Source organism: Levyella massiliensis, from assembly GCF_000308275.2.
Lineage (GTDB): Bacteria > Bacillota > Clostridia > Tissierellales > Peptoniphilaceae > Murdochiella > Murdochiella massiliensis_A.
Genome location: NZ_HG529490.1, coordinates 877,329 through 900,157, shown reverse-complemented (window position 1 = coordinate 900,157; position 22,829 = coordinate 877,329). Strand labels below are relative to the sequence as shown.

The following is a 22,829-nucleotide window of genomic DNA, read 5'->3' as shown; positions in this document are numbered from 1 at the left end:
AAAAGCTGTGTCACAGAGGACTGTGACACAGCGGCAGGGTCAATACCGAATTCTCACACGATGATGGTAACAAGGGAAGAATCCGAAGAACCACCAAAAATCTTTAGAACACGATCAGCAGCAGAGCACCGGCTAAAATAATACTTAAAATAACACGTTCCACCCAGATCACGAGATAATCTGTGAATTTAATGGGAATATCGGTGCCCATCATGCAAGGGATCGAAGCGGAGAAGAACAAAATCTCCGAAACACTGACGATAGCCACGAGCATGCGTGTGACGATAGCCACGCCCTCACCGGCAACAAGCGGCGCCGGCAGAAGCATTTCTGCAATACTTAAGGACAATGCCTTCGCGGTAACCTGTGCTTCCGGAATTTGTAATAAAGCAGTGAAGGGATAGAAAATATATCCGATGATGTCAAAGACCGGCGTATACGTAGCAATGAGAAGCCCGGTCATACCGACGCCCAAAAGGGACGGTGCAATATTTAATGCCATCTTGAAGCCATCGATAAAGTTGCTTTTAATGACTTCCGCCAGCGACGGAGCTTTGTGGAAAGCTTCCATACCGGCATCCATAGCCGCTTGGAACGTCACTTTTTTCTTCGGCTCCTGAATCATGGGTTTGCCGGAGAAATAAATATCTTTCTTTTTATTCAACGGGTAGATCCGAACGGTAATAGCGGTCACGATAAAGGTAATAATGAGTGTAGCCCAGAAATAGAATAGCCAGTGGTCCATTAAATTCAGCGTTTTGGCAACGATAATCATAAACGTCGCGGAGACGGTCGAAAAGCCGGTAGCAATGATGGCGGCTTCTTTTTGCGTATACGCATCTTCACGATAGACACGGTTTGTAATCAGCAGCGCCAAGGAATAGCTTCCCACGAAAGAGGCAACAGCATCCACCGCACTGCGACCCGGTGTTTTAAAGACCGGACGCATGACGGGCTCCATGAATACGCCAATAAACTCCATCAGACCAAAGCTGACAAGAAATGCCAAAAATATGGATCCGATAGGAACGATGGTGGTGACCGATACCAAGATAGCGTTAAAAATCATCGGAAGCATACCTTTCGCATGAATTGCGGCAGGCCCCCAACCGGTCAGCTGCATCACCAAAAATACCAAGGCAACCAATTTAAGGGCAAAGAATACCTTGCGAACAAGATCGCCCTGCCATTCCTTGTTTTTAATCGCATAAGCAAGACCGGCAAGCACCATAAAAGTCCCAAAAATAATGCCATAATTCGGAATGCCTTTAATCGCATTCACAATGTGGTCAATGGGGATAGTGTTGTTCTTTCCGATTTGAATCGGAACAAAGAACATGAAAATTCCGAACAGTGAGTAGAGGACAAAAAGGCAAACGTCTTTCGTCTTCCATTTTTTGTTTTCCATAATTACCTCCTCTTAAGTTCGACAGTGCGTCTTAAGACCCTGTAATATTATTATACTCGAGTACGACGAATGGGAAAGGTTTTCTCGAAAGAGAACGAGTTGTTAAAGCATGTTTCCAAAAGCCGCAATCTCATATAGAATAGAGCCGATCGCTATCCGTGGCGATGACGCATCCGAACGGATTGTTCCGAGAAAGGAAAGGCATTGAAGCAAATTGAACTCAAACAAATCTGTAAATCTTTTGACGACATGGCGGTCCTGAAAAATTTGGACCTCACGATTGAAGACGAAGAGTTTTTGACCCTTTTGGGTCCTTCGGGGTGTGGAAAAACCACAATTTTACGCATTATTGGGGGATTTGAAGAGCCGGACAGCGGACAGGTTCTGTTTGAGGGGAAGGACATTACGAAGATTCCACCCCATCTTAGACCGATTAATACGGTGTTTCAGCAATATGCCCTCTTTCCGCACATGAATGTGGAAGAGAATGTCGGCTTCGGCTTGCGCATGAAGGGTGTCAACAAAGAGGAGATCGAGAAGCGCGTGGAACGGATGCTTAAGCTGGTGAATTTGGCCGGCTACGGCAAACGGCGCGTGGACCAGCTTTCGGGCGGACAAAAGCAGAGAATTGCCATCGCCAGGGCGCTTGTGAACGAACCGGAAGTGCTGCTGTTAGATGAACCGCTGGGCGCATTGGATATGAAATTGCGTAAGGAAATGCAGTTGGAGCTGAAACGTATGCAGCAAGAGCTGGGCATTACCTTTATTTTCGTGACCCATGACCAGGAAGAAGCGCTCACGATGTCGGATCGCATTGTCGTGATGAATGAAGGTGTGATTCAACAAATGGGCGATCCGAAAGATATCTACGATGAGCCGCAAAATCGCTTCGTAGCGGATTTCATTGGCGATTCCAACATTGTGGAAGGCGTGATGCACGCCGATTATGATGTGAGCTTCTCCGGGCATCGCTTCGTATGCGTGGATAAGGGTTTTGCGCCGGAAGAACCTGTGGATATAGTATTGCGTCCGGAGGATTTGGAGCTCGTTGCGCCGGAGCAGGGCATGCTCGTTGGAAAGGTGGAAAGCTGCTTGTTCCGCGGCGTGCACTATGAAATGGAGATTGATGTGCAAGGTGAAATCTATAAGAGCCAGAGCACTAAATCCATGGAAGTGGGTGCCTTGGTCGGTATTACGATTGCGCCAGATCTCATTCAGGTCATGCATAAATCCACGAAAAAAGGAGCGATGGCATGAAACGATATCGCTCGCTAAGCACGCCCTATCTGCTATGGGCGTTTATTTTCGTGCTCGTGCCACTGGGCATGATTTTCTATTACGGCTTAACCTCCGCGGAGGGGCAGCTGACCTTGAACAATTTTGAGAAATTTTTTGCCGGCCATGCCACAGAGACGTTGCTGAAATCGGTGCGCATTGCGTTTCTGTCGACATTGGTGTGCTTTTTGCTGGGCTATCCCATGGCATACTTCATGGCTAAGAGCAGTCCGCGCCTGCGTCCTTTGCTGTTGATGCTGGTGGTAATTCCCATGTGGATGAACTTTTTGCTGCGTACCTATGCCTGGATTACGATTCTCTCGCGCAAAGGCATCTTAAATACCTTTTTGACAAGTCTGGGCCTGCAACCCATGGATCTACTGTACACCGAAACGGCTGTCATTTTGGGCATGGTTTATAACTTTTTGCCCTTCATGATTCTGCCGATTTTTACGTCGCTTGAGAAGATGGACCACAGCCTCTGGGAAGCCGCAGCGGATCTGGGCGCCAATAAAACACAGACCTTTTTGAATGTCACGCTGCCCTTGTCCTTACCGGGCATCGCGTCGGGCATATCCATGGTTTTCATTCCCGCCATCGCCACCTTTGAGATTACGTCCCTACTTGGTGGCAATAAGATCAATCTCATTGGCAATGTCATACAACAGCAATTCACGGTTACGGGCAACTGGCAATACGGTTCAGCCATGGCCATGATATTGATGGTGTTTTTAATCGTATCGCTACTGTTCGGGCGCGAGAAGGAAACGCATGCGCAGGGCAGTATGCCGACGGCGCAGGATCCGGGCGCGGAAGTGGAAATGGAAGAGGAGGTAGCTGATGTCTAAGGGATTACGCCGCCTGTTTCTTTTTCTCATCTATGCCTTTTTATATGCACCGATTCTCGTGCTGATCGTGTTCTCGTTCAATGAAGGACAAACACGAGGCGCATGGGAAGGCTTTTCGTTGCATTGGTATGCATCCCTGATGGAAAACGAGGCTATTTTGAATGCGCTGAAAAACACGGTAAGCGTTGCCATCTTGGCTACACTCATCGGCACCGTTGTGGCGACTCTCGGCGTCATGGGCGTGCATTATTTTAGTCGGCGGCATCGCACGGAAATGCAGCTCATCAATCAGGTTATCGTCCTAAACCCGGATATTGTGACCGCCATCGGTTTCATGGCGCTCTACGGCTTTTTCCAGCTTACGCCGGGCTATGGCACGATTTTGCTCTCGCACATTGCTTTTGAGATTCCCTACATCGTCCTTTCCATTATGCCGCGTCTGCAGCAAATGCCGCCGGAGCTTGCCGAAGCGGCTATGGATTTGGGAGCAACACCGTGGCAGACGTTGCGCTATGTGATTTTGCCGTTTTTAAAAAGCGGGATTCTTTCCGGCGCCCTTATGGGCTTTACGATGTCCATCGATGATTTTGTCATCACATTCTTCAATGCCGGTAACGGGGTGGAGACGGTTTCGACGATGGTCTATTCCATGGCGCGCCGCGGTATCAATCCGGAAGTCAACGCCCTGTCTACGCTCATGTTTGTCGCCATGTTTATCTTATTGCTGGCCATGAATTGGCGTACCTTGCACGGAAAGGAGGACGTATGAAGCTCGGGAAGTTGTTTCTCATGCTGCTTTTTGTAGCGGGCGTTCTGACCGGATGCGATGCCGGTTCCAGCCGATCGGCGCAGCAGGAAGTAAATGTCTATAACTGGGGCGAATACATCGATCCGGAGATACTGACGCGTTTTGAGCAGGAAACGGGCATTCATGTGGTTTACTCCAACTTTGCCACGAATGAGGACTTGTACGTCAAACTCAAAAACGGAGGCGCCACTTACGATGTGATCGTACCGTCGGAATACATGCTCCAGCGCATGGTGCAGGAAGATATGCTTTTGCCGATGAATTATAAAAACATTCCGAACATGGCAAACATTGATCCGCAATTTATGCATAAGGCCTTTGACCCGGAGCAGAAGTATTCAGCACCGTATTTCTGGGGCACGGTGGGGATTTTATATAACAAAAAACTGGTGTCGGATCCGGTCACATCGTGGGATATCCTCTGGAATCCCAAATACGCACGCCAAATCATCATGCTGGATTCTTCGCGGGATTCCTTTATGATTTCCCTGGTGCGTGCCGGAGTGTCGTCAAATTCCACGAAACGTAGTGATTTGGAAGCGGCCCGCGCCGATCTCATCCGCCAATATCCGCTCGTCTACGCCTATCTGATAGACGAGATTCGCGATCTGATGATCAACGGAGAAAATGCGCTGGCCGTGATGTATTCCGGCGATGCCTTTGCGGCGATGCAGGAAAATCCGAATCTGGATTATGTGGCCCCGCCGGAGGGCGGCAATCTGTGGTTTGACCTCTTTGCCATTCCGAAAGGATGCCGCAACAAGGAAAATGCCGAAAAATTCATCAATTTCATGTTGCGTCCGGACATCATGGCGAAAAACGCGGCATGGGTGGGCTATTCCTTGCCGAGCGAAAAGGGGCGTGCGCTGTTGCCGGAAGAAATCCAGCACTCACCGGTGGCCTATCCGGATCCGTCGGTGTATAAAAATTACGAAGTGTTCGAATACATCGGCGACTTCGTTTCCGTGTACGATCAAATGTGGCAGGATGTGAAGAACCAATAGGTAGGGGGCTACTATGAATTACGTGGACTGGATTCGCCGCGTGGATCGCGGGGATCCTGGACATTATTTGCTTTGTACCATTCAGGAGCCCTATCTTTGGGACGGAATGAAGCAGGTCTTACAGAAAGACGTGCTGGGCGGAAAGCTGCTTTCTTTTAACTATGAACATCTCCAAGCGCGTTCCTTAACACCGGAAGCACTCATTTCTGTATTAGAAACCTACCCTCTGCAGCAGGAACGTCGTGTGGTGGTGCTCGAAAATCTGCCTTTGCAAAAAGAAGAAGTGAGCAAATTTGAGCCGTTTTTAGAAGCGCTGGCGGATTGTGTTGCGCATCCGGCCCCCCATGTGTTACTCGTCTTGGGCTTTGACGGAGAGAAGCCTTTCCGCGGTAAATTGTTGAAGAGCATGGAAACGGAGCTCGAACGCGTGGATTTGGCGCCGCTCTCGGCGTCCGAACTCAACCGTTTTATCACAAAGCAGTTCCAAACCCGTGGCATTGCTGTCCAACAGGGCGTGGTGCCATTACTCATGCAATCAAGCGAATATATGAATCGCTCTGCCGGTAAAACGCTCTATGATGTCGAAAATCTCGTGGCCTCTGTTGCCGGTCTGGCTCGTGACATGCGCCTGTATCTGGCCGATGTCGAAGACGTCATGATTTCGCCTGCCGAGCGCAATATCTTTGCCCTGATGGACGCTATGAATGCGCGCAATGCCTCGGAAGCGCTGCGTCTGGTGCGCGGCTATGAAAGTCTTGGCGATGATCCATACCGTTTGTTTTATATGCTCGTGCGTCAGGTACGCAATATGATTGGCGTAAAACGCGCCCAGAACCACAACACGTCTCCCGGCGATGCCCGCTTGCGCCTCAAACTGTCATCTTTTGAATTTAGTAAGCTGCAACAAGGGGTGCGACACTACGACGAAAAAGAATTGCTCGCGTTGCATGATGCCTTATTCTCCATGGAGCGACGCATGAAAACTGGCCCGTTTCATCTGACGGAGGAATTGGAGCGCTTTGTGCTGCGCATCGCCGGATAGCACAGAAAAACGAAAATTTGATGCGACAATTGCTTCGAATTCCTGAAAAAGAATTGCAAGCCTACGAAGAGTATGGTATACTCGCTTGGTATCGTAAAAAATAATCTCTAACACCGAAGGAGGTGAGCGAATTGGCCAATATTAAATCGGCAAAAAAGAGAATTGACGTGGCACAGCGCAATCGTCTGCGCAATCGCAGCAAACGTTCCGAGATCAAAACTTATATTAAGAAGTTTGATGCAGCATTAGAGGCGAACTCACCTCAGGAAGCACAGGAACTGCTGAAGGTGATTGATCGCAAGCTGAAGAGAGCGTCTTTGCAGAGCGCATGCTCCAAGAACGCTGCCAGCCGTGCTGTCAGCCGTTTGCAGAAACGCCTGAACGTCGCTTCCGCAGAATAATAGCGGATCGTATATAAGAGCAGTTTTCTTTGAAAATTGCTCTTTTTTTATGCTCATTTTCCAAGGCTTGCTGTGCTATACTTAAATATATGAAACTAATCTAGAGAGGCAGTATGCAATGACGAAAGAAACGAACAACAAACGCCCTCTGTCGCTGGATTCCATTTTTATGGGAACAGAGGAGGAACAGGACGATCAGACCGTTGCTCTCTCTGCTGAAGAAATGAGATCGGCACAGAATAGAGAGAATGAGGAAGAAAGCAGTGCATCCGTTTCATCCACAGAGAAAGCCGAGGCGGAAACGGCAATAGAAGCGGATGCGGAGGAAGAAGCCTCTGTTACTGCGGAGGAAGAAGCCCCCGTGGTTGCGGAGGATATTCGCCGGATTCGTCGCTATATTAAAGATCATGTATCGGATCAAACGCGGCAGAAGCTGGAACGGGACGAACGTACGCTGCGCAATGAGCTTTCCTTTGAAGCTATGCAGGAGGAAGCGCCCATTCCGACGGGCTCGTATTCCGACTTTATTAGGGATGACGAAGGGGCGCCGGAGCCCCCTTCGGAAGATACGGAAGATCTAACCAAAGTATTGCCGACGTTGACGACGGAAGAAGAATTGTCGGAGACGCGTGTTTTTCCGAAAGTGAAGAGCAACGAGACGACATGGGATGCGGAGGCGCTGCCGATGCATCGTACGTCAAAAGAATCCAACCATCGGCTTACGAACGAAGAAAAGAAGGAAACCTCCTCCGTACAAAAACCGGCATATAGCGATGAAGATGCCGAAGAGGAACGTAAAAACAAGGGACTCCGCGGCTTTTTTTACAACTGGATTTTGCCCGTTGCCATTGCGATTGTATTGGCGATCATCATTCGTTTCTTCATTGGCGGTGCCACCACGGTGAGCGGCACATCCATGGAGCCAACGCTTAATAACGGGGATTTCCTTTTGGTGAGCAAGATTCCGACGTATTTCAAAAAATATCATCGCGGCGATATTTTAATTATTGATTCGCCGGATTTGGATGAATATTATGTGAAGCGTCTGATCGGTCTACCGGGTGAAACGGTCGAGATCAAAGACGGTAAAGTGTATATCAATGGCAAGTGGATGAAGGAATACTATACGTCCGAAGACACGGCCTCGTATGCTAACACCAAATGGAAACTGGGTAACAATGAGTACTTCGTGATGGGAGATAATCGCGCGAGCGGCGCCAGCAATGACAGCCGTTTGTTCGGACCGATTCCTGCGGAACACATTAAGGCTGTCTCTCGTTTCCGGATCTGGCCCATTACGAAATTCATGTCCATGTATTAATCGTAAGGGGAAGGAATGAAACAACCGATTCCCGGCCATGCACCCAAAGAGCATGCCGCAAAAGAATTTAAAGCGACAGAAGCCTTGCGCATTATTGTCGCGGCGATTCTGATCGCCTTTCTGATTACACATTTTATTGTTGCGAGCACCGTCGTGGAGGGATCTTCCATGGAAGATACCCTTCACAGCGGCGATCGTCTTTTTGTTTTTAAACAGGGGATCACGGCGGATGGATTGCATCGCGGCGACATTGTCGTATTTCACGCACCCGATGAAAACCGGGATTACATTAAGCGCGTTGTGGCTCTGCCGGACGAGTACGTGCAAATTGAAGACGGCATGGTGTATATCAATGGCAAACGTCTCGAGGAATCCTATATCAATACCAGCTTTACGCATGCTGCTAAGAATGCCTCGTGGCTGGTCGGAAAAGATCAACTTTTCGTGCTTGGCGATAATCGACAGGAAGGTGCCAGTCGGGATAGTCGCTACTTCGGCACCATTTCAGTGAAGTCCATCGTGGGGCGAGCTGTATTTCGCTATTTTCCCTTTGATGCATTTGGCGGATTTTAGGAGGATCTATGGGTGATATTCAGGAAAACATCAGAAATTTTTGCATTATCGCGCATATCGATCATGGAAAGTCCACCTTGGCGGATCGCCTGATTGAAACAACCGGTGCGGTAACCTTACGCGAAATGAAGGAACAGCTGCTCGACTCCATGGATTTGGAACGCGAACGCGGCATCACCATTAAATTAAAAGCCGTGCGCCTCTTCTATGAGGCCGATGACGGCATCACCTATACCTTAAATCTCATCGATACACCGGGCCATGTGGACTTTAACTATGAAGTGTCTCGGTCCTTAGCGGCTTGCGAAGGCGCTGTCCTGATTGTGGATGCTTCGCAGGGCGTGGAAGCGCAGACTCTTGCCAACACATATTTAGCCATGGAAGAGGATCTGGAAATTTTACCGGTGATCAATAAAATCGATCTGCCCAGCGCGAACATTCCGATGGCAAAGGAAGAGATTGAAAATGTGCTGGGTTTTGACGCTGAAAACGTACCGCTGATTTCCGCCAAAGATGGCACCAATATCAAGGCGGTTCTGGAAGACATTGTCCAAAACATACCGGCCCCTTCCGGCGATCCGAAAGCGCCGCTGAAGGCGTTAATTTTTGACTCCTACTACGATCCCTATTTGGGCGTAGTGATGTTCGTGCGCATCAAAGACGGCAAAATCGTACCCGGCATGCATATCCGCCTCATGGCGACGGGGAAGGAATACGAGGTCGACGAAGTCGGCTACGATGCCCGTGGCCATATCAAAACGGATGAACTCTCCACCGGCGATGTCGGCTATGTCGTCTGCTCCATTAAAACGGTTGGCGATGCCGAAGTGGGCGATACGATTACCGATGCAGAAAATCCCGCAGCCACACCGCTGCCGGGTTATAAAAAGGTCATTCCGATGGTCTACGCCGGCATCTATCCGAGTACGAACGAAGATGTGAACAGCGTACGCGATGCTTTGGAAAAGCTCCAGGTAAACGACGCAGCTCTAGTGTTTGAAAAAGAAAATTCTGTGGCGCTTGGCTTCGGTTTCCGCTGCGGTTTCCTTGGCATGTTGCACATGGAAGTCATTGAAGAGCGTCTGGCACGCGAATTTAATCTGGATATTTTAGCCACAGCGCCCAGCGTCATCTACCATATTACCTGCAACGACGGTTCGGAATTGAGTATTCAGAACCCGACGGATTTTCCGGACCCCACGGATATTCGAGAAGTGGAAGAACCGATGGTTCGTGCCGATATTATGACGCCCAAGGAATACATCGGTACCATTATGGAATTGTGTCAAGATCGCCGCGGTGTGTACAAGAACATGGAGTATATGGATGAAAGACGTGTCTCCATGCATTATGAGATGCCGTTAAACGAAGTGATCTATGATTTCTTCGATGCGTTAAAGTCCAAGACGCGCGGCTACGCCAGTTTGGATTACGAATTGGCCGGCTATCAAAAGTCGGATCTGGTGAAACTGGACATTCTTGTTAACGGCCAAATGGTTGATGCGCTTTCCCTCATCGTGCATCGCGATAAAGCCTATGAACGCGGTCGTGTGATTTGCGAGCGGATGAAAAAGGAAATTCCGCGCCATCAGTTTGCCGTGCCCATTCAGGCGGCCATCGGCGCCAAGATCATTGCGCGTGAAACCGTATCGGCCTTGCGCAAAGACGTGTTGTCCAAGTGCTATGGCGGCGATATTTCCCGTAAGAAGAAGTTGTTGGAGAAACAGAAGGAAGGCAAGAAGCGGATGAGCCAGGTCGGCAATGTCAGCATTCCGCAAAGTGCATTCCTGAATGTATTAAAATATGATGATGAAAACTGATTACACCTGCGAGGGGGCGCCTGCGTCTGCAGAGCGCTCCCTCGGCTTGTATATCCATATTCCTTTTTGCCTGGAACGTTGCTATTACTGTGATTTTTTGACCTTTCCGCATGCGGAGCGCTTCCATGCGCCCTATGTAGAAGCCCTGAAAAAAGAAATTCGGTGCTTTCCGTTTCCATACACGCAAAAGGAGGGAGCGATGTCGGAAGCTTTCAGTGCTACGTCGTTTTGTGTGGATTCCGTCTACATCGGCGGCGGCACACCCACGCTGCTGCCTGCCGCCTCGTTGCGAGAGATTTTGGATACTCTGCGTGAGCGATTTTGTTTCTCCCCGTCGCCTGAAATTACCGTGGAAGCCAACCCCGGCACTTTTTCCTCGAAAGACATCCAAGATCTGTTGGATGCCGGTGTAAATCGTGTTTCCCTCGGCGTCCAGTCCTTTTCGGATCCCTTGCTTGCGCGGATCGGGCGCACGCATACGAAAGCGCAGGTAGAAGAGGACATTGCGCTCTTACGCGATGCCGGCCTTACAAATTTGAATTTAGATTTAATCTTGGGACTTCCCGGTCAGACAACGGAAGATATTCAGCACGATCTTTCCGCACTCAAGCGATGGCATCCGGAACATGTTTCCTGGTATTCGCTCATTTTGGAAGAAAAAACCTATTTTCATTATCTGGTTCAAAAGGGGCGCCTTGCCCTTCCCGACGACGAAATGCTGGTGAATTGGTTGACATACGTCGTGCGGGGCTTGCAGGAACAAGGCTATGATCGCTATGAAATCTCAAATTTTGCCAAGCTCGGCTATGCCTCGCGCCACAATTTAAAGTATTGGAGTGCGAAAGATTATCTCGGCTTCGGCGTGGGTGCCGCCTCCTATTTTCAGGGGGAGCGCTATCGCAATACAGATGGCATTCATGCTTATGTTGACGGCATTACCGCCGGCACATCACCACGTGCCCTCATTGCCCGTACCTGTGAGGACGACCTCTTTGAGCAGATCATGATGGGGCTTCGTAAAATAGCCGGCATGGACCGTGCCGCCTTCCTTACGCGTAACGGCAGCGATGTCACGGCTTTCGCGCCGCACACCATACGACAAGCCTGTGCAAAAGGCCTCATGACCCTGACCCCGTCGCATCTGGCTTTTACGGAAAAGGGATTTTTTATTCAAAATGATGTTCTGTCGGATATGCTGTTGGAGCATGAAGAGAATTAACACAAATTTAATCAAAGGCGTCTTTTTTTTGCCAAAAACATTCTATATTACTGGTATCAGAGAATTAATACTAAAACGCTCCGATATCGTCTCCATGCACTAAGACGGTTCGGCGTGCAGAAAGAGAGGCGGCTATGAAAAAGAGTGTGCTGCGTACGGCGCTATTGTTATCCATGCTGGGAGTCGTACTGGCGGGCTGCGGGGGAAATCGGAAATCGGACGATGCGGCGAAATCCGAAGTTTCGTCGGAAGTTGCGACTTCGGCATCGGTTTCCGATGCAACGGGAGCTAAGGAGAACACGGAAACGTCCGGGAAAACCGAGGACGCCATGCAAAACGGTGAGGGCATTAACGGAAAACTGCCGGCGCCGACCTATACCTACGAGGGCATTGTGGATGCACCGAGCGGCGTCTATCGCGTGCCCAGCGTCTATGAGAAAAATTATCAGGAAGCGGCAACTGCCTGGCGTAAAAATGTGCAGCAGGATCTGAAGAAAATTACGCATAAATTGACGGATGATGCCTCTGAAGAAGAGATTGAACATCTCTTTCGTCAATATTTGTATTTGGCCGCCTACGATTATGAACCCATTGAATCCATCGATCGCTATTCCTATGTCCTTTATCAAAAAGAGCAAAAGGATCCGTTCACAGGTCTTCCCGTGCAGGCACAGCGACGCATCAATGTAGAAATCGTCTTGGACGCCTCGGGGTCCATGGCACATAAAATAGCGGGTATCTCCATGATGGATATTGCCAAACAGTCCATTCAGGCCGTGATGAAGCAAATGCCAAAGGACGCCAACGTAGGCCTGCGCGTGTTCGGCCACAAGGGCAATAATCAGGAAAGCGGCAAAAAGGAATCCTGCGCTTCCAATGAATCCATCGTGCCGATTGTCGGCCTGGATGCCAATAAGCTGAATCAAGCGCTTTCCGCGATTCAGCCGACCGGTTGGACCTGTCTGGCTTCCGCCATGCAGGAAGGCGTGAGCGACCTGAACACCATTGCACAGCAAAATGCCCTTAAGAGCGATCGCCCCGCTGATACGGATTTAAACATCCTTTACATTATTACCGACGGCCTCGAAACATGCGGCGGCGATCCCATCGCCACAGCGCAGAAGCTCAAGGGCGGTAATACCAAAATCGTGCTGGGCATTATCGGCTTTAATGTAGACGCGCGGCAGGACGAAGCCTTGCGCGCCATTGCCAAAGCGGGGGACGGACGCTATGCCTCGGCCAATGATGCGGCTAAGCTCACGGCCGAATTACAGCAGATTCCTGCCATGTCCTTCTCTGATTATCAATGGAAGCCCCTGTCGAAGGGCATCCTTCAGCAAGTACAGCGCCATCACGACAACGGCCTCTTACACAATGAAATTCGTTCCAAGCGAGGCCCGATGACTGAATACAATGCTTTAAATGAACTCATTCTCTATGGGCAGACGTCAAATATTGACAGTGGCGACTATGCCAATCTCTATCCGGCCAATGGTAAGGTATATCAACGCCTTCAAGCCATGAATACCGAGCGTAAGCAAAAGATTACCGATGTACTGAAAGAAGAGATGCAAAAGCGCAAGCAGCAGTCACAAGACTATATTGCAGCCCTTTCCAAGCGCCTGGGCGAAATCGTAGCCTATATTCCCGCCACCAGCCGTCTCGACCCGGAAAGCGCCTACTGGTCCGGCTTTGCCGAAAAGGGCGGCACGGTACAGCAAATTCAGAACGAAGGCACAGAACTCAGCGAACAGCAGGAGTCAGCGGTGAAACAATAAGATGCGTTCGCTTGGGAGCACATATATTTTCTATTAATTTTTAGCCGCACCGGTTGACAAACGGTGCGGCTTTCTATATCATTATGTTAGCACTCAGGTAACAAGAGTGCTAACAGAGGAAAAACACTTCCTTCTCGAGTACGGCGGCGCATCATTGCGTTGCCTCGTCACCGCATAAGGAAGAGAACATAGCGGAAGGAGGCGACATGGACGAACGAAAGATTTTCATTCTAGGCGCCATTTTGCAGTCGTACATTAAGGAAGGACTTCCCATCGGTTCGCGCACATTGCGGCGTGATTATCGCATGGATGTTTCGGCGGCGACAATCCGCAATGAGATGAGCGATCTGGAGCATATGGGCTTTTTGGAAAAGGCGCACACTTCCTCGGGGCGCATCCCTGTGGAAAAGGCATATCGCTGGTATGTGAATGAGCTGTTGCGTCGTGGGCATGAACCGGAGCCGGTATCGGCGTTGGGCAGTCAGAGCCTGTTGAAACAGTCCTATGATCCGGAAAACTTGCTGGAGCAGGCGCTCACCATATTGTCCGATTTAACGGACAGCGTGGCGTTCGCATTGCTGCCGGGGCGGACAGATGACGTCATTGATAAGATTCGTTTTCTGCCGCTTTCGTCGCACGAATTGCTCACCGTGACCGTGTTCAATACGAAATTCGTTGATACGGAATTGATTCACTTGGACGCGGATTACAGCAAGGAAAGATTGGAACGCCTGGGAGAAATTTTCCAGGAGCTCTTTGAAGGGCATCGCTTACAGGATGTATCGGATTTCCTGCAGTCGGATTATTTCAGCGGCGCTTATGTGCACGGCAATCTGATGAGCGAACTGGTGCCGACGTTACTGGATCGATTAAAAGCCAGTCATGGAGAAAAGGTACTTTTTCAAGGTATGGCCAAGTGGTTGCGCTTTGTTGAGGATGGTGATCTGCCGGATGCGCTGGAATTTCTGGATGACCTCAGAGCCAGTCCGGAATTTGTCGGACTTCTGAATCAGATTTCTCCGCAAGAAGAGGTTTATGTGCGCATCGGCTCGGAAAACGAGATGAAGTTGCTACAAAAAGCGGCCTTGGTGGCCACGCCTTTCCAAGTACACGGCGATGTATACGGCGTGCTCGGCGTCATCGGTCCGATGCGTTTGCATTACCGCAATGTCATCGGTCATGTACGGCGCATGGGAAAATACCTTGATTCGATCACGAATCGAGGCTGATCGATGAGTGCGGAGAATCCGCCGAAAGGAGGAAACGTGAAAGACAAGAATAAGACTCCCGAAGTCAATGATCTGCTTCGAGATGCCGTCAATGCGGCAGAGGAAGCGCAGGAGAAGGAAAGCGTCGCCGATACGAACGGCGATACCGACTCGGTGAATGCTTCCCAAGCGGAGAAAAAGGACGAAACACAGCGAGAGTCGCAAGAAACAGTAGAAAACGAAAAGCAAGAAAATATAAAAGACGAGAGTTCCTCGGAGAGTAAGGACTCGGATGAGACACTGTCCGTACGCTATATGCGTTTGCAAGCGGATTTTCAGAACTTCCGCAGACGTAGCGAACAGGAACAGATCAACACCGTGCGCTATGCGAATGAGCGGTTGATTTTACAACTGCTTGATGTCGTAGATAACTTTGAGCGTGCGTTGGCCACCGAAAAAGAACATGACACTTTTTTCGAAGGCATGGAAATGATTCATGCGCAACTGCGTGAGATTTTAACCAAAAATGGAGTGGAAGCAGTGGAAGCGGACGGCGAAGCGTTCGATCCCAATCTGCATCACGCCATCCTCACGGAGGAGAGCGATACGGTAGAAGAGGGACACGTCATTGAGACCCTGCAAAAAGGATACAAACTCAACGGCAAACTGATTCGGCCCGCTATGGTAAAGGTAGCAAAATAAGGTCGAAGGAACATAGGAGGCATAAAATGGCTAAAATTATTGGCATTGACTTAGGAACAACAAACTCGGCTGTCGCTATTATGGAAGGTGGTCAGGCTACGATCATTCCGAATGCGGAAGGTAACCGTACAACACCGTCAGTGGTGGCATTTACAAAGGATGGCGAACGTCTCGTGGGCGAAACAGCGAAACGTCAGGCCATTATGAACCCGGATCGGACGATTTCGTCCATTAAACGTGACATGGGAACCGACCGCAAGGTGACGATTGACGGAAAAGCCTATACACCGCAGGAAATTTCCGCCATGATCTTGCAGAAATTAAAAGCGGATGCGGAGAGCTATCTGGGACAGAACGTTTCGGAAGCGGTTATCACCGTTCCGGCTTACTTTACGGATGCACAGCGTCAGGCCACAAAAGACGCCGGAAAAATTGCCGGCCTGGATGTTAAACGTATCATCAATGAACCAACGGCAGCTGCTTTGGCCTACGGTGTGGATAAGGATGAAGATTCTTCCAAGATCATGGTCTTCGACTTGGGCGGTGGTACGTTCGATGTATCCATCCTTGAGGTCGGCGACGGCGTTTTCGAAGTGCTCTCGACCCGCGGCAACAACCGCTTGGGCGGCGATGACTTTGATAATGCGTTAATGGACTACATTGCGGAAGATTTTAAGAAACAAAACGGCGTGGATTTGCGTTTGGATCCGACCAGCGATCAACGTCTGAAGGATGCGGCGGAGAAAGCCAAGAAGGAACTTTCGAGCGCAATGACTTCGACCATCAACCTGCCGTTCATTACGGCGGTCAACGGTCAGCCGGTGCATCTCAACATGGACGTCACCCGTGCGAAATTTGAAGAATTGATTGCTCCGCTGGTGAAAAAGACTGAAGAGCCGGTCAACAATGCATTGAAAGATGCCGGCCTTTCGGCGTCGGACCTCAACAAGGTATTGCTGGTAGGCGGTTCCACTCGTGTCCCGATGGTCCAGGAACTGGTGAAGAAATTGACCGGTAAGGATCCGCAGAAGGATATTAATCCGGATGAATGCGTGGCCTTGGGTGCTGCGATTCAGGGAGGTGTGTTGACCGGTGAAGTCAAAGACCTCCTGCTGCTGGATGTTACGCCGCTGTCCTTGGGCTTGGAGACACTGGGCGGAGTTACCACGGTACTCATTCCGCGTAACACCACCATTCCGACGAAGAAGAGCCAGACCTTTACGACGGCTGCCGACAATCAGACTTCTGTGGATATCCATGTCCTGCAAGGCGAACGTGAGATGGCTGCGGACAATACAACGTTGGGCCGCTTCCAGCTCTCCGGTATTCCGGCAGCACGTCGCGGTATCCCACAAATCGAAGTTACCTTTGATATCGATGCGAACGGCATTGTTAACGTCAGCGCCAAGGATCTCGGCACGGGCAAGGAACAGAAGATTACGATTACTTCGTCGACCCATCTGTCGGATGAAGAGATTGATCGCCGCGTGAAAGAAGCGGAACAGTTCGCCGAAGAGGATAAGAAAAAGAAAGAGCTGATCGAAGTCAAGAATCAGGCCGAATCCCTGATTTACCAGACGGAGAATACGCTGAAGGAATTGGGCGATAAAGTTTCGGCAGACGAGAAGAAACAGGTGGAAGATAAGATTACTGCCTTGAAGGATGTCGTTGGCGGAAATGATCCGGACGAAATTAAAAAGCGCACGGAAGCATTGACGGGCGAGCTCAATACGCTGTCACAGAAGCTCTATGCACAAACCGGTGCCCAAGCAGGCGCGCAGCCGGGTGCTGAGGCACAGGCGGGTGCCGGCCAGGCGCAGGGCGATGATGTCGTAGATGCGGATTACGAAGTCGTGGACGACGATAATAAAGAAGAAAAGTAAACAGATTTTCAAGGAAATAAAGAAAAGGGCGCCTCGGTGCCCTTTTCTTTATGTTCAGTTTCGTTTAAAATGTGTCTTTAAGTGTAGGAAAGGAGCCGACTTTGCAAGATCCCTATGAAGTGCTTGGCGTGAGCCGCAATGCCACCCTGAGCGACATTAAAAAATCCTATCGCCAGAAGGCAAAGCAGTATCATCCTGATTTGAATCCGGGCGATGCAGAGGCAGCAAAAAAATTTAATGATTTAAGTGAAGCCTACGGCATTCTCCAAGATGACGAGAAGCGCCGTCTTTACGACACCTATGGCGCAGCTGCGTTTGAAAACGGTGCGGGCGGCGCAGGTGGCGGTTTTGGCTTTGACATGGATGATATTTTCGGAGACTTATTCGGCGACCTGTTCGGTCGTGCCGGAGCGCGTCAGAATCCGAATCGCGCCCGTCGCGGTGCGGACATCCGTAAAGAAGTGCGCCTGACATTTAAGGAAGCGTATTTTGGTGTCGAAAAAACCGTCAACATTCGGCGGGAGCATGAATGCGCACATTGCCACGGAACCGGTGCCAAGGATGGCACTGCCAAGAGAACCTGTCCGACCTGCCATGGCGCCGGCGTGATCAATCGCGAGGTGCATTCGCCGTTTGGCCGCATTGTACAGCAGACGACGTGTCCCAACTGCGGCGGACGCGGAGAGGTGATTGATGAGAAATGTCCGCATTGTCATGGTAATGGCCGTGAAACGGAGAGTGTGAAACTGTCGGTCAAAATTCCGGCGGGCATTGCCGATGGCAATATCTTGCCCATGCGCGGTCAGGGACATAGCGGTGCGAATGGCGGCCCCTCCGGCGATGTATACATTGTCGTACGCGTAGAGGCGTCCGAGCTTTATGAACGCCATGGCAATGATCTCTACTTTGAAATGCCGCTCTCTTTCGTCCAAGCGACGCTCGGCGATGAAGTGGAAGTGCCCACAATGGAGGGGAAGGAAGCGTTCCGCATTCCTGCGGGGACGCAGACCGGCACTCGTTTCACCCTAAAGGGGAAGGGCGTTCGCGATGTACGCACCGGTCGACCCGGCGACTTGCATTTCATCATTGATATTCAAACACCGACGCATTTGAACGAGGAGCAAGCTGATGCTTTGCGCGCCTATGCGAAGACCATGGGCGATGAAGTGGAAGAAAAAGAGAAGAATTTCTGGGAGAAAGTAAAGGATCTGTTTGACTGATGGAAACCAATTTTTTACAAGTGACGCTTGCCTATCCTCCTGAACTGGAGGACACCGTGGAAGCCATGCTGGCGGAAAGCGGTACCATCGGTACGCAATTGATGGACCCTGAGACCATCTCTCAATATGAAGCCAATCATCCGGATTGGCAATTGGCCGATCGCGAAGAGTTGCTGGAAGATTTGCGCCTGCAGGCGGGCGATGCCGTTAAGAGCTTGAACGCCGATGATGAAATTCTGGAATTTGTGTTCTTCTCGGCGGATGCGGAAGGCCGAAAAGCTATGGAGAGCCTGGAACGCCAGTGCTATGAACAGTATGGCGGCGAGATTCGTGTGCTCGACGAAGCCTCCATCGATAATGGCCATTGGGATGTGGAATGGAAAAAGAGCTACCATCCGCTTCCCGTGGGCGAAACCATTGAAATTGTTCCCTCCTGGATGGAACCCGTCGATCCGTCGCGCACGCCCATTTTTATTGATCCCGGGATGGCGTTCGGTACCGGCTCACATGAAACGACCGTGCTCTGCCTTGAAGGCTTGGAGCACATGGCGTTGAAGGGGAAACGCGGATTGGATTTGGGCACAGGGTCCGGTATTTTGGCCATCTATATGAAGCAACAAGGCATGGCAACGGTACAGGCTACCGATATTGATGAAGATGCATTGCAGGCTGCGCATAAGAACGCCGAAGCAAATCACGTTTCCTTGGATATTCGTCCGAGTAATCTCATGCAAGGGGTGGAGGGAACCTTTGATGTGGTGGTCTCCAACTTATTGGCGGAGCTCGTCTTGCGCCTGTTGCCGGACGTACACACCTGTTTGGCAGAGCGGGCCCATCTGATTCTTTCCGGCATACTGACGACAAAAGAAGACGCGGTGAAAAACGCCCTTACGCAGGAAGGTTTTCGTGTGACGTCCTGCCGCCGCATGGGCGAATGGTCCGCCGTGGAAGCAGATTGGAATGTTCATGCCGCGCGTTAAGTTTCATACTCTAGGATGTAAAGTGAATCAATATGAAACAGAAGCCATGGAAGAACTGTTTTTGCATGCCGGTTATGATTTGGCAGCAGAGCAGGAATCGGCCGACGTTTATGTGATTAATACCTGCACCGTAACCCATGCCTCAGACGCCAAGAGTCGCCAGCAGATTCGTAAAATGAAGCGCGAAAACCCCAACGCCATCATTGCTGTGGTCGGTTGTTATGCGCAAGTGGCGCCGGAAGTGCTCGAGGCCATGGAAGGCGTGGACATTGTTCTCGGCACGAAGGGGCGCCGCCGTTTGCCAGCTCTGGTGGAAGCAGTCAAAGAAACCGGAAAACAGCAGATTGCGGTCGAAGACCTGAATCAAGAGTCTGCTTTTGATACGCTGCAGATTGAGACGGAACAGTTTTTAACTCGAGCTACGATTAAGATCCAGGAAGGCTGCGATATGTTTTGTTCGTATTGCATCATTCCGTATGCGCGCGGGCACATTGCTTCGCGCCCATTGGCATCCATTGTGAAAGAAGCGGATGGCTTAGCCAAGAAAGGCTTTCGTGAAATTGTTCTAACGGGCATTCATGTGGCCAGCTACGGCAAAGATGCCCATCGCGCACCGGGCGTGCCACGTCAGGATCTTTGCGATGTGATTGAAGCCGTAGCGGCGATTCCGGGTATCGATCGCATCCGTCTTTCCAGCATTGAACCGCGTTGGGTGACTCCGGAAAAGCTGCAACGCTTGAAGGCTACGGGCAAGTTATGTCCGCATTTCCATTTATCGCTGCAAAGCGGCTCGGATACCATACTGGAAAAAATGAATCGCCACTATACGACAGCGGTATATGCGCAGAAAATTGCCGAAATTCGCGATGTTTTTCCGCTGGCAGGCATTACGACCGATGTGATCGTAGGCTTTCCGGAGGAAGGCGAAAAAGAATTTTTGGAAACCATGGCCTTTACCGAGCGCATCGGTTTTTCGCGCATGCATATTTTCCCGTATTCCAAGCGGCAGGGAACTCCGGCAGCACTTTTCACCGGACAGGTGGATCCGGCCGTGAAAAAGGAGAGGGCTGCCCGTTTGGGAGAGCAAGAAGAGCGATTGCGCTATGCCTTTATGGATCGCATGATCGGGCACACCTTGGAAGTACTGACGGAAGAAAAGCCGGACACGGCCGGTCGTTATTGTGGCTATTCCGGCAACTACCAACGCGTGGCGCTTCTTTCTCAGGATCACGCGAAACCGGCAACAGATGTCTCGGAAGCCAAAGCTGTTGCAGTGTTGCCCAATCGCATTTACGCGGTGCAAATTTTACGGCGTGAGGGCGATGTGCTTGTAGGAGTCCCCGTGGAACGATAGGGGAGGCAACTTGGAGCCGATTAGGCTTTAAGCTGAAGGGAAGTCATAAGAGCCTCGGCTCTTGAAAGGAAGGAAAAATTGAAAGCAAAGGAACATCCAATTCGCGACTATTGGACTAAAGTACTCAACGGTATGGCATGGGGATTATTTTCTTCTTTGCTGATCGGGCTGATTATCAAACAAATCGGGATGCTTGCGCATCTGCCTCTGTTGGTCACCATGGGATCGGTCGCTCAAAAATTGATGGGACCCGCTATCGGCGTCGGTGTGGCAGCGGTTTTGGAAGCGCCGGCACTGGTCGTGCTTTCGGCGGTGGCGCTTGGTGCGCTCGGCGCCGGTAGTGTTGTGATCAGCGCTACGGGAGTAGCTACGATTGCTATCGGTGAGCCGGTGGGCGCATTTGTGGCCGCTCTGGCCGGCGTAGAGGTAGGGCGTCGCGTAGCCGGCAAAACCCCGGTAGATATTGTGCTGGTGCCCTTTGTCACCATTATTTTCGGCGGTCTTGTCGGTCATTTTCTGGCCCCACACATTGCTAACCTGATGAATGGCCTGGGCGCTCTGATCAATGCCGCGACGGAACTGCAACCGATTCCGATGGGCATTGCTTTAAGCGTGCTCATGGGTATTATCCTGACTCTGCCCATTTCCAGCGCTGCCCTCTCCATTTCTCTCGGCCTTTCCGGTCTTGCCGCCGGCGCTGCCACCGTCGGTTGTTGCTGCAATATGATCGGCTTTGCTGTGATTTCCTTCCGCGACAACGGTTTTGGCGGCAGCTTGGCACAGGGCATCGGCACCTCCATGCTGCAGATGCCCAATATCATTAAAAAGCCAACCGTTTGGCTTCCGGCCATTGCTTCTTCTGCGATTTTAGGTCCGGTTTCTACCGCTGTGTTGGGCATGACCTCTAATGCATCCGGCGCCGGCATGGGCACCAGTGGCCTCGTTGGTCAATTTGCCATGCTCGAAGTCATGGGCAATTCGCCACAAGTGTTGCTTCAAATTGCCATCATGCATTTCCTTGCGCCGGCGATTGTATCGTATCTGGTGTATCGCTTGATGATGAAGTGGCACTGGTTGGAAGACGGTGATCTGCGTCTGCAAATGGCGAAATCCGGTAAGAATTGAGCCCATGAGCCAGCGATCTTGCCAGTTCTCTATTTGCGAAATCGCTGTAAGTTGGATAGAATAAAAACAATTCAATATCGACTGGGGGTGCTGCACTTTTGTTGCGGCTGAGAGGTTGATCCAACCCTACACCTGATCTATGTAATGATAGCGGAGGGAAGTCTTTGAATTCTGTTGGAATTCATCAGCGCCGCTTTGCGGCGCTTTTCTTTTTCTCGGATATTGAACGGCAAAGATCCGGCCTTGCCGGATGAACCTGGGAGGAATTATGTCTTACAATTTGCAAAGCACCAAAACGCCCCGTTCTTTTACAACGCGTATGGTGGCAGAGGCCGGCGTATTGTTGGCCTTAGCAAAAATTTTATCGTTCATTAAACTTTTTGAAATGCCCTTGGGCGGCAGCATTACTCTGGCTTCCATGGCGCCGCTGTTTCTCTTTGCCATTCGTTGGGGCTTGGCACCGGGGCTTGTCGTCGGCTTCGTCTACGGCATCCTAGACTTTATCCTGGGCGGTTACAGCGTTCATCCGCTGCAAGTCATGCTTGATTATCCCATTGCTTATATGATGCTGGGTTTTGCAGGGCTCCATCGCACCACCCCGGATGCCTCCTTCTTCTCCCATCTGCCGGCAATGATCCTTGCCGTCGTGTTACGTCTCGCGATGCATGTGCTCTCCGGCTGCATCTTTTATTCTACGATCGACTTTACGAAAGCCGGCGCAAGCCTTGGTCAGGCTTTCACGCTCTCCAATCTGAGTTCCGGTTTTGTCTATAGCGTAGAATACAATGCGTCTTTCTTGGGCGTAGACTTTCTGATCTGTGTTGTGGTCTTGGCGTTGGCCTGGGCACCACTCAAGAAGC

General features: G+C 50.6%; 20 protein-coding genes. 19 read left to right on the top strand and 1 reads right to left on the bottom strand.

Features of this window, described 5'->3' with window-relative positions; translation table 11 throughout:
• Positions 1-103: 103 nt before the first annotated feature.
• Entirely contained in the window at positions 104-1,408 is a 1,305-nt protein-coding gene (locus BN98_RS04070) for a YjiH family protein (protein ID WP_019189590.1), read from the bottom strand.
• Between the two features lie 249 nt (positions 1,409-1,657).
• Here BN98_RS04070 and BN98_RS04065 point away from each other — a divergent pair, with 249 nt between their 5' ends.
• From BN98_RS04065 to thiT, 19 genes are all read left to right on the top strand, one after another.
• The gene (locus BN98_RS04065) at positions 1,658-2,665 is read left to right on the top strand and encodes an ABC transporter ATP-binding protein (protein WP_084765312.1); all 1,008 of its coding nucleotides are present in this window, start codon (positions 1,658-1,660) and stop codon (positions 2,663-2,665) included.
• Positions 2,662-3,531, top strand: a complete 870-nt coding sequence (locus BN98_RS04060; protein WP_019189592.1) for an ABC transporter permease — start codon at positions 2,662-2,664, stop codon at positions 3,529-3,531. Before BN98_RS04065 ends, BN98_RS04060 begins: the two co-directional genes overlap by 4 nt.
• Entirely contained in the window at positions 3,524-4,300 is a 777-nt protein-coding gene (locus tag BN98_RS04055; RefSeq protein WP_019189593.1) for an ABC transporter permease, read from the top strand. Before BN98_RS04060 ends, BN98_RS04055 begins: the two co-directional genes overlap by 8 nt.
• Positions 4,297-5,343, top strand: coding sequence for an ABC transporter substrate-binding protein (locus tag BN98_RS04050; protein WP_019189594.1), 1,047 nt, complete (start codon positions 4,297-4,299; stop codon positions 5,341-5,343). Before BN98_RS04055 ends, BN98_RS04050 begins: the two co-directional genes overlap by 4 nt.
• A gap of 13 nt (positions 5,344-5,356) precedes the next feature.
• Positions 5,357-6,385, top strand: coding sequence for a DNA polymerase III subunit delta (gene holA / locus BN98_RS04045; protein WP_019189595.1), 1,029 nt, complete (start codon positions 5,357-5,359; stop codon positions 6,383-6,385).
• A gap of 131 nt (positions 6,386-6,516) precedes the next feature.
• Entirely contained in the window at positions 6,517-6,786 is a 270-nt protein-coding gene (gene rpsT, locus BN98_RS04040) for a 30S ribosomal protein S20 (RefSeq protein WP_019189596.1), read from the top strand.
• A gap of 118 nt (positions 6,787-6,904) precedes the next feature.
• Positions 6,905-8,107, top strand: coding sequence for a signal peptidase I (gene lepB, locus BN98_RS07890; protein ID WP_019189597.1), 1,203 nt, complete (start codon positions 6,905-6,907; stop codon positions 8,105-8,107).
• A gap of 15 nt (positions 8,108-8,122) precedes the next feature.
• A complete protein-coding gene (lepB, locus tag BN98_RS04030) occupies positions 8,123-8,680 on the top strand; it encodes a signal peptidase I (protein WP_019189598.1) in 558 nt (185 codons plus the stop codon).
• Between the two features lie 8 nt (positions 8,681-8,688).
• Positions 8,689-10,500 (top strand): translation elongation factor 4, encoded by a 1,812-nt coding sequence (lepA, locus tag BN98_RS04025; protein WP_019189599.1) that lies wholly within the window; start codon positions 8,689-8,691, stop codon positions 10,498-10,500.
• Positions 10,484-11,719: a radical SAM family heme chaperone HemW gene (hemW, locus tag BN98_RS04020; RefSeq protein ID WP_052332297.1), complete on the top strand. Its 1,236-nt coding sequence runs from the start codon at positions 10,484-10,486 to the stop codon at positions 11,717-11,719. The genes lepA and hemW overlap by 17 nt, the downstream gene beginning before the upstream one ends.
• A 134-nt stretch (positions 11,720-11,853) precedes the next feature.
• A complete protein-coding gene (locus tag BN98_RS04015) occupies positions 11,854-13,497 on the top strand; it encodes a vWA domain-containing protein (protein WP_019189601.1) in 1,644 nt (547 codons plus the stop codon).
• 206 nt (positions 13,498-13,703) lie between these two features.
• Positions 13,704-14,726 carry a heat-inducible transcriptional repressor HrcA gene (hrcA, locus tag BN98_RS04010; RefSeq protein WP_019189602.1) on the top strand — a complete coding sequence of 341 codons (1,023 nt, stop codon included), beginning with the start codon at positions 13,704-13,706 and terminating at the stop codon, positions 14,724-14,726.
• A gap of 36 nt (positions 14,727-14,762) precedes the next feature.
• Positions 14,763-15,407 carry a nucleotide exchange factor GrpE gene (grpE, locus tag BN98_RS04005; protein ID WP_019189603.1) on the top strand — a complete coding sequence of 215 codons (645 nt, stop codon included), beginning with the start codon at positions 14,763-14,765 and terminating at the stop codon, positions 15,405-15,407.
• Positions 15,408-15,433: 26 nt separating this feature from the next.
• On the top strand, positions 15,434-17,290 hold the full coding sequence (dnaK, locus tag BN98_RS04000) for a molecular chaperone DnaK (protein WP_019189604.1): 1,857 nt from the start codon (positions 15,434-15,436) through the stop codon (positions 17,288-17,290).
• 101 nt (positions 17,291-17,391) lie between these two features.
• Complete coding sequence (gene dnaJ / locus BN98_RS03995) at positions 17,392-18,510, top strand: molecular chaperone DnaJ (RefSeq protein ID WP_019189605.1); 1,119 nt, start codon at positions 17,392-17,394, stop codon at positions 18,508-18,510.
• A complete protein-coding gene (gene prmA / locus BN98_RS07885) occupies positions 18,510-19,490 on the top strand; it encodes a 50S ribosomal protein L11 methyltransferase (protein WP_019189606.1) in 981 nt (326 codons plus the stop codon). The genes dnaJ and prmA overlap by 1 nt, the downstream gene beginning before the upstream one ends.
• A complete protein-coding gene (gene mtaB / locus BN98_RS03985; RefSeq protein WP_019189607.1) occupies positions 19,471-20,844 on the top strand; it encodes a tRNA (N(6)-L-threonylcarbamoyladenosine(37)-C(2))-methylthiotransferase MtaB in 1,374 nt (457 codons plus the stop codon). The genes prmA and mtaB overlap by 20 nt, the downstream gene beginning before the upstream one ends.
• A 78-nt stretch (positions 20,845-20,922) precedes the next feature.
• Positions 20,923-21,969, top strand: coding sequence for a PTS sugar transporter subunit IIC (locus BN98_RS03980; RefSeq protein WP_019189608.1), 1,047 nt, complete (start codon positions 20,923-20,925; stop codon positions 21,967-21,969).
• A 268-nt stretch (positions 21,970-22,237) separates the two neighbouring features.
• The coding region (gene thiT / locus BN98_RS03975) for an energy-coupled thiamine transporter ThiT (RefSeq protein WP_052332296.1) at positions 22,238-22,829 on the top strand (592 nt) is incomplete at its 3' end.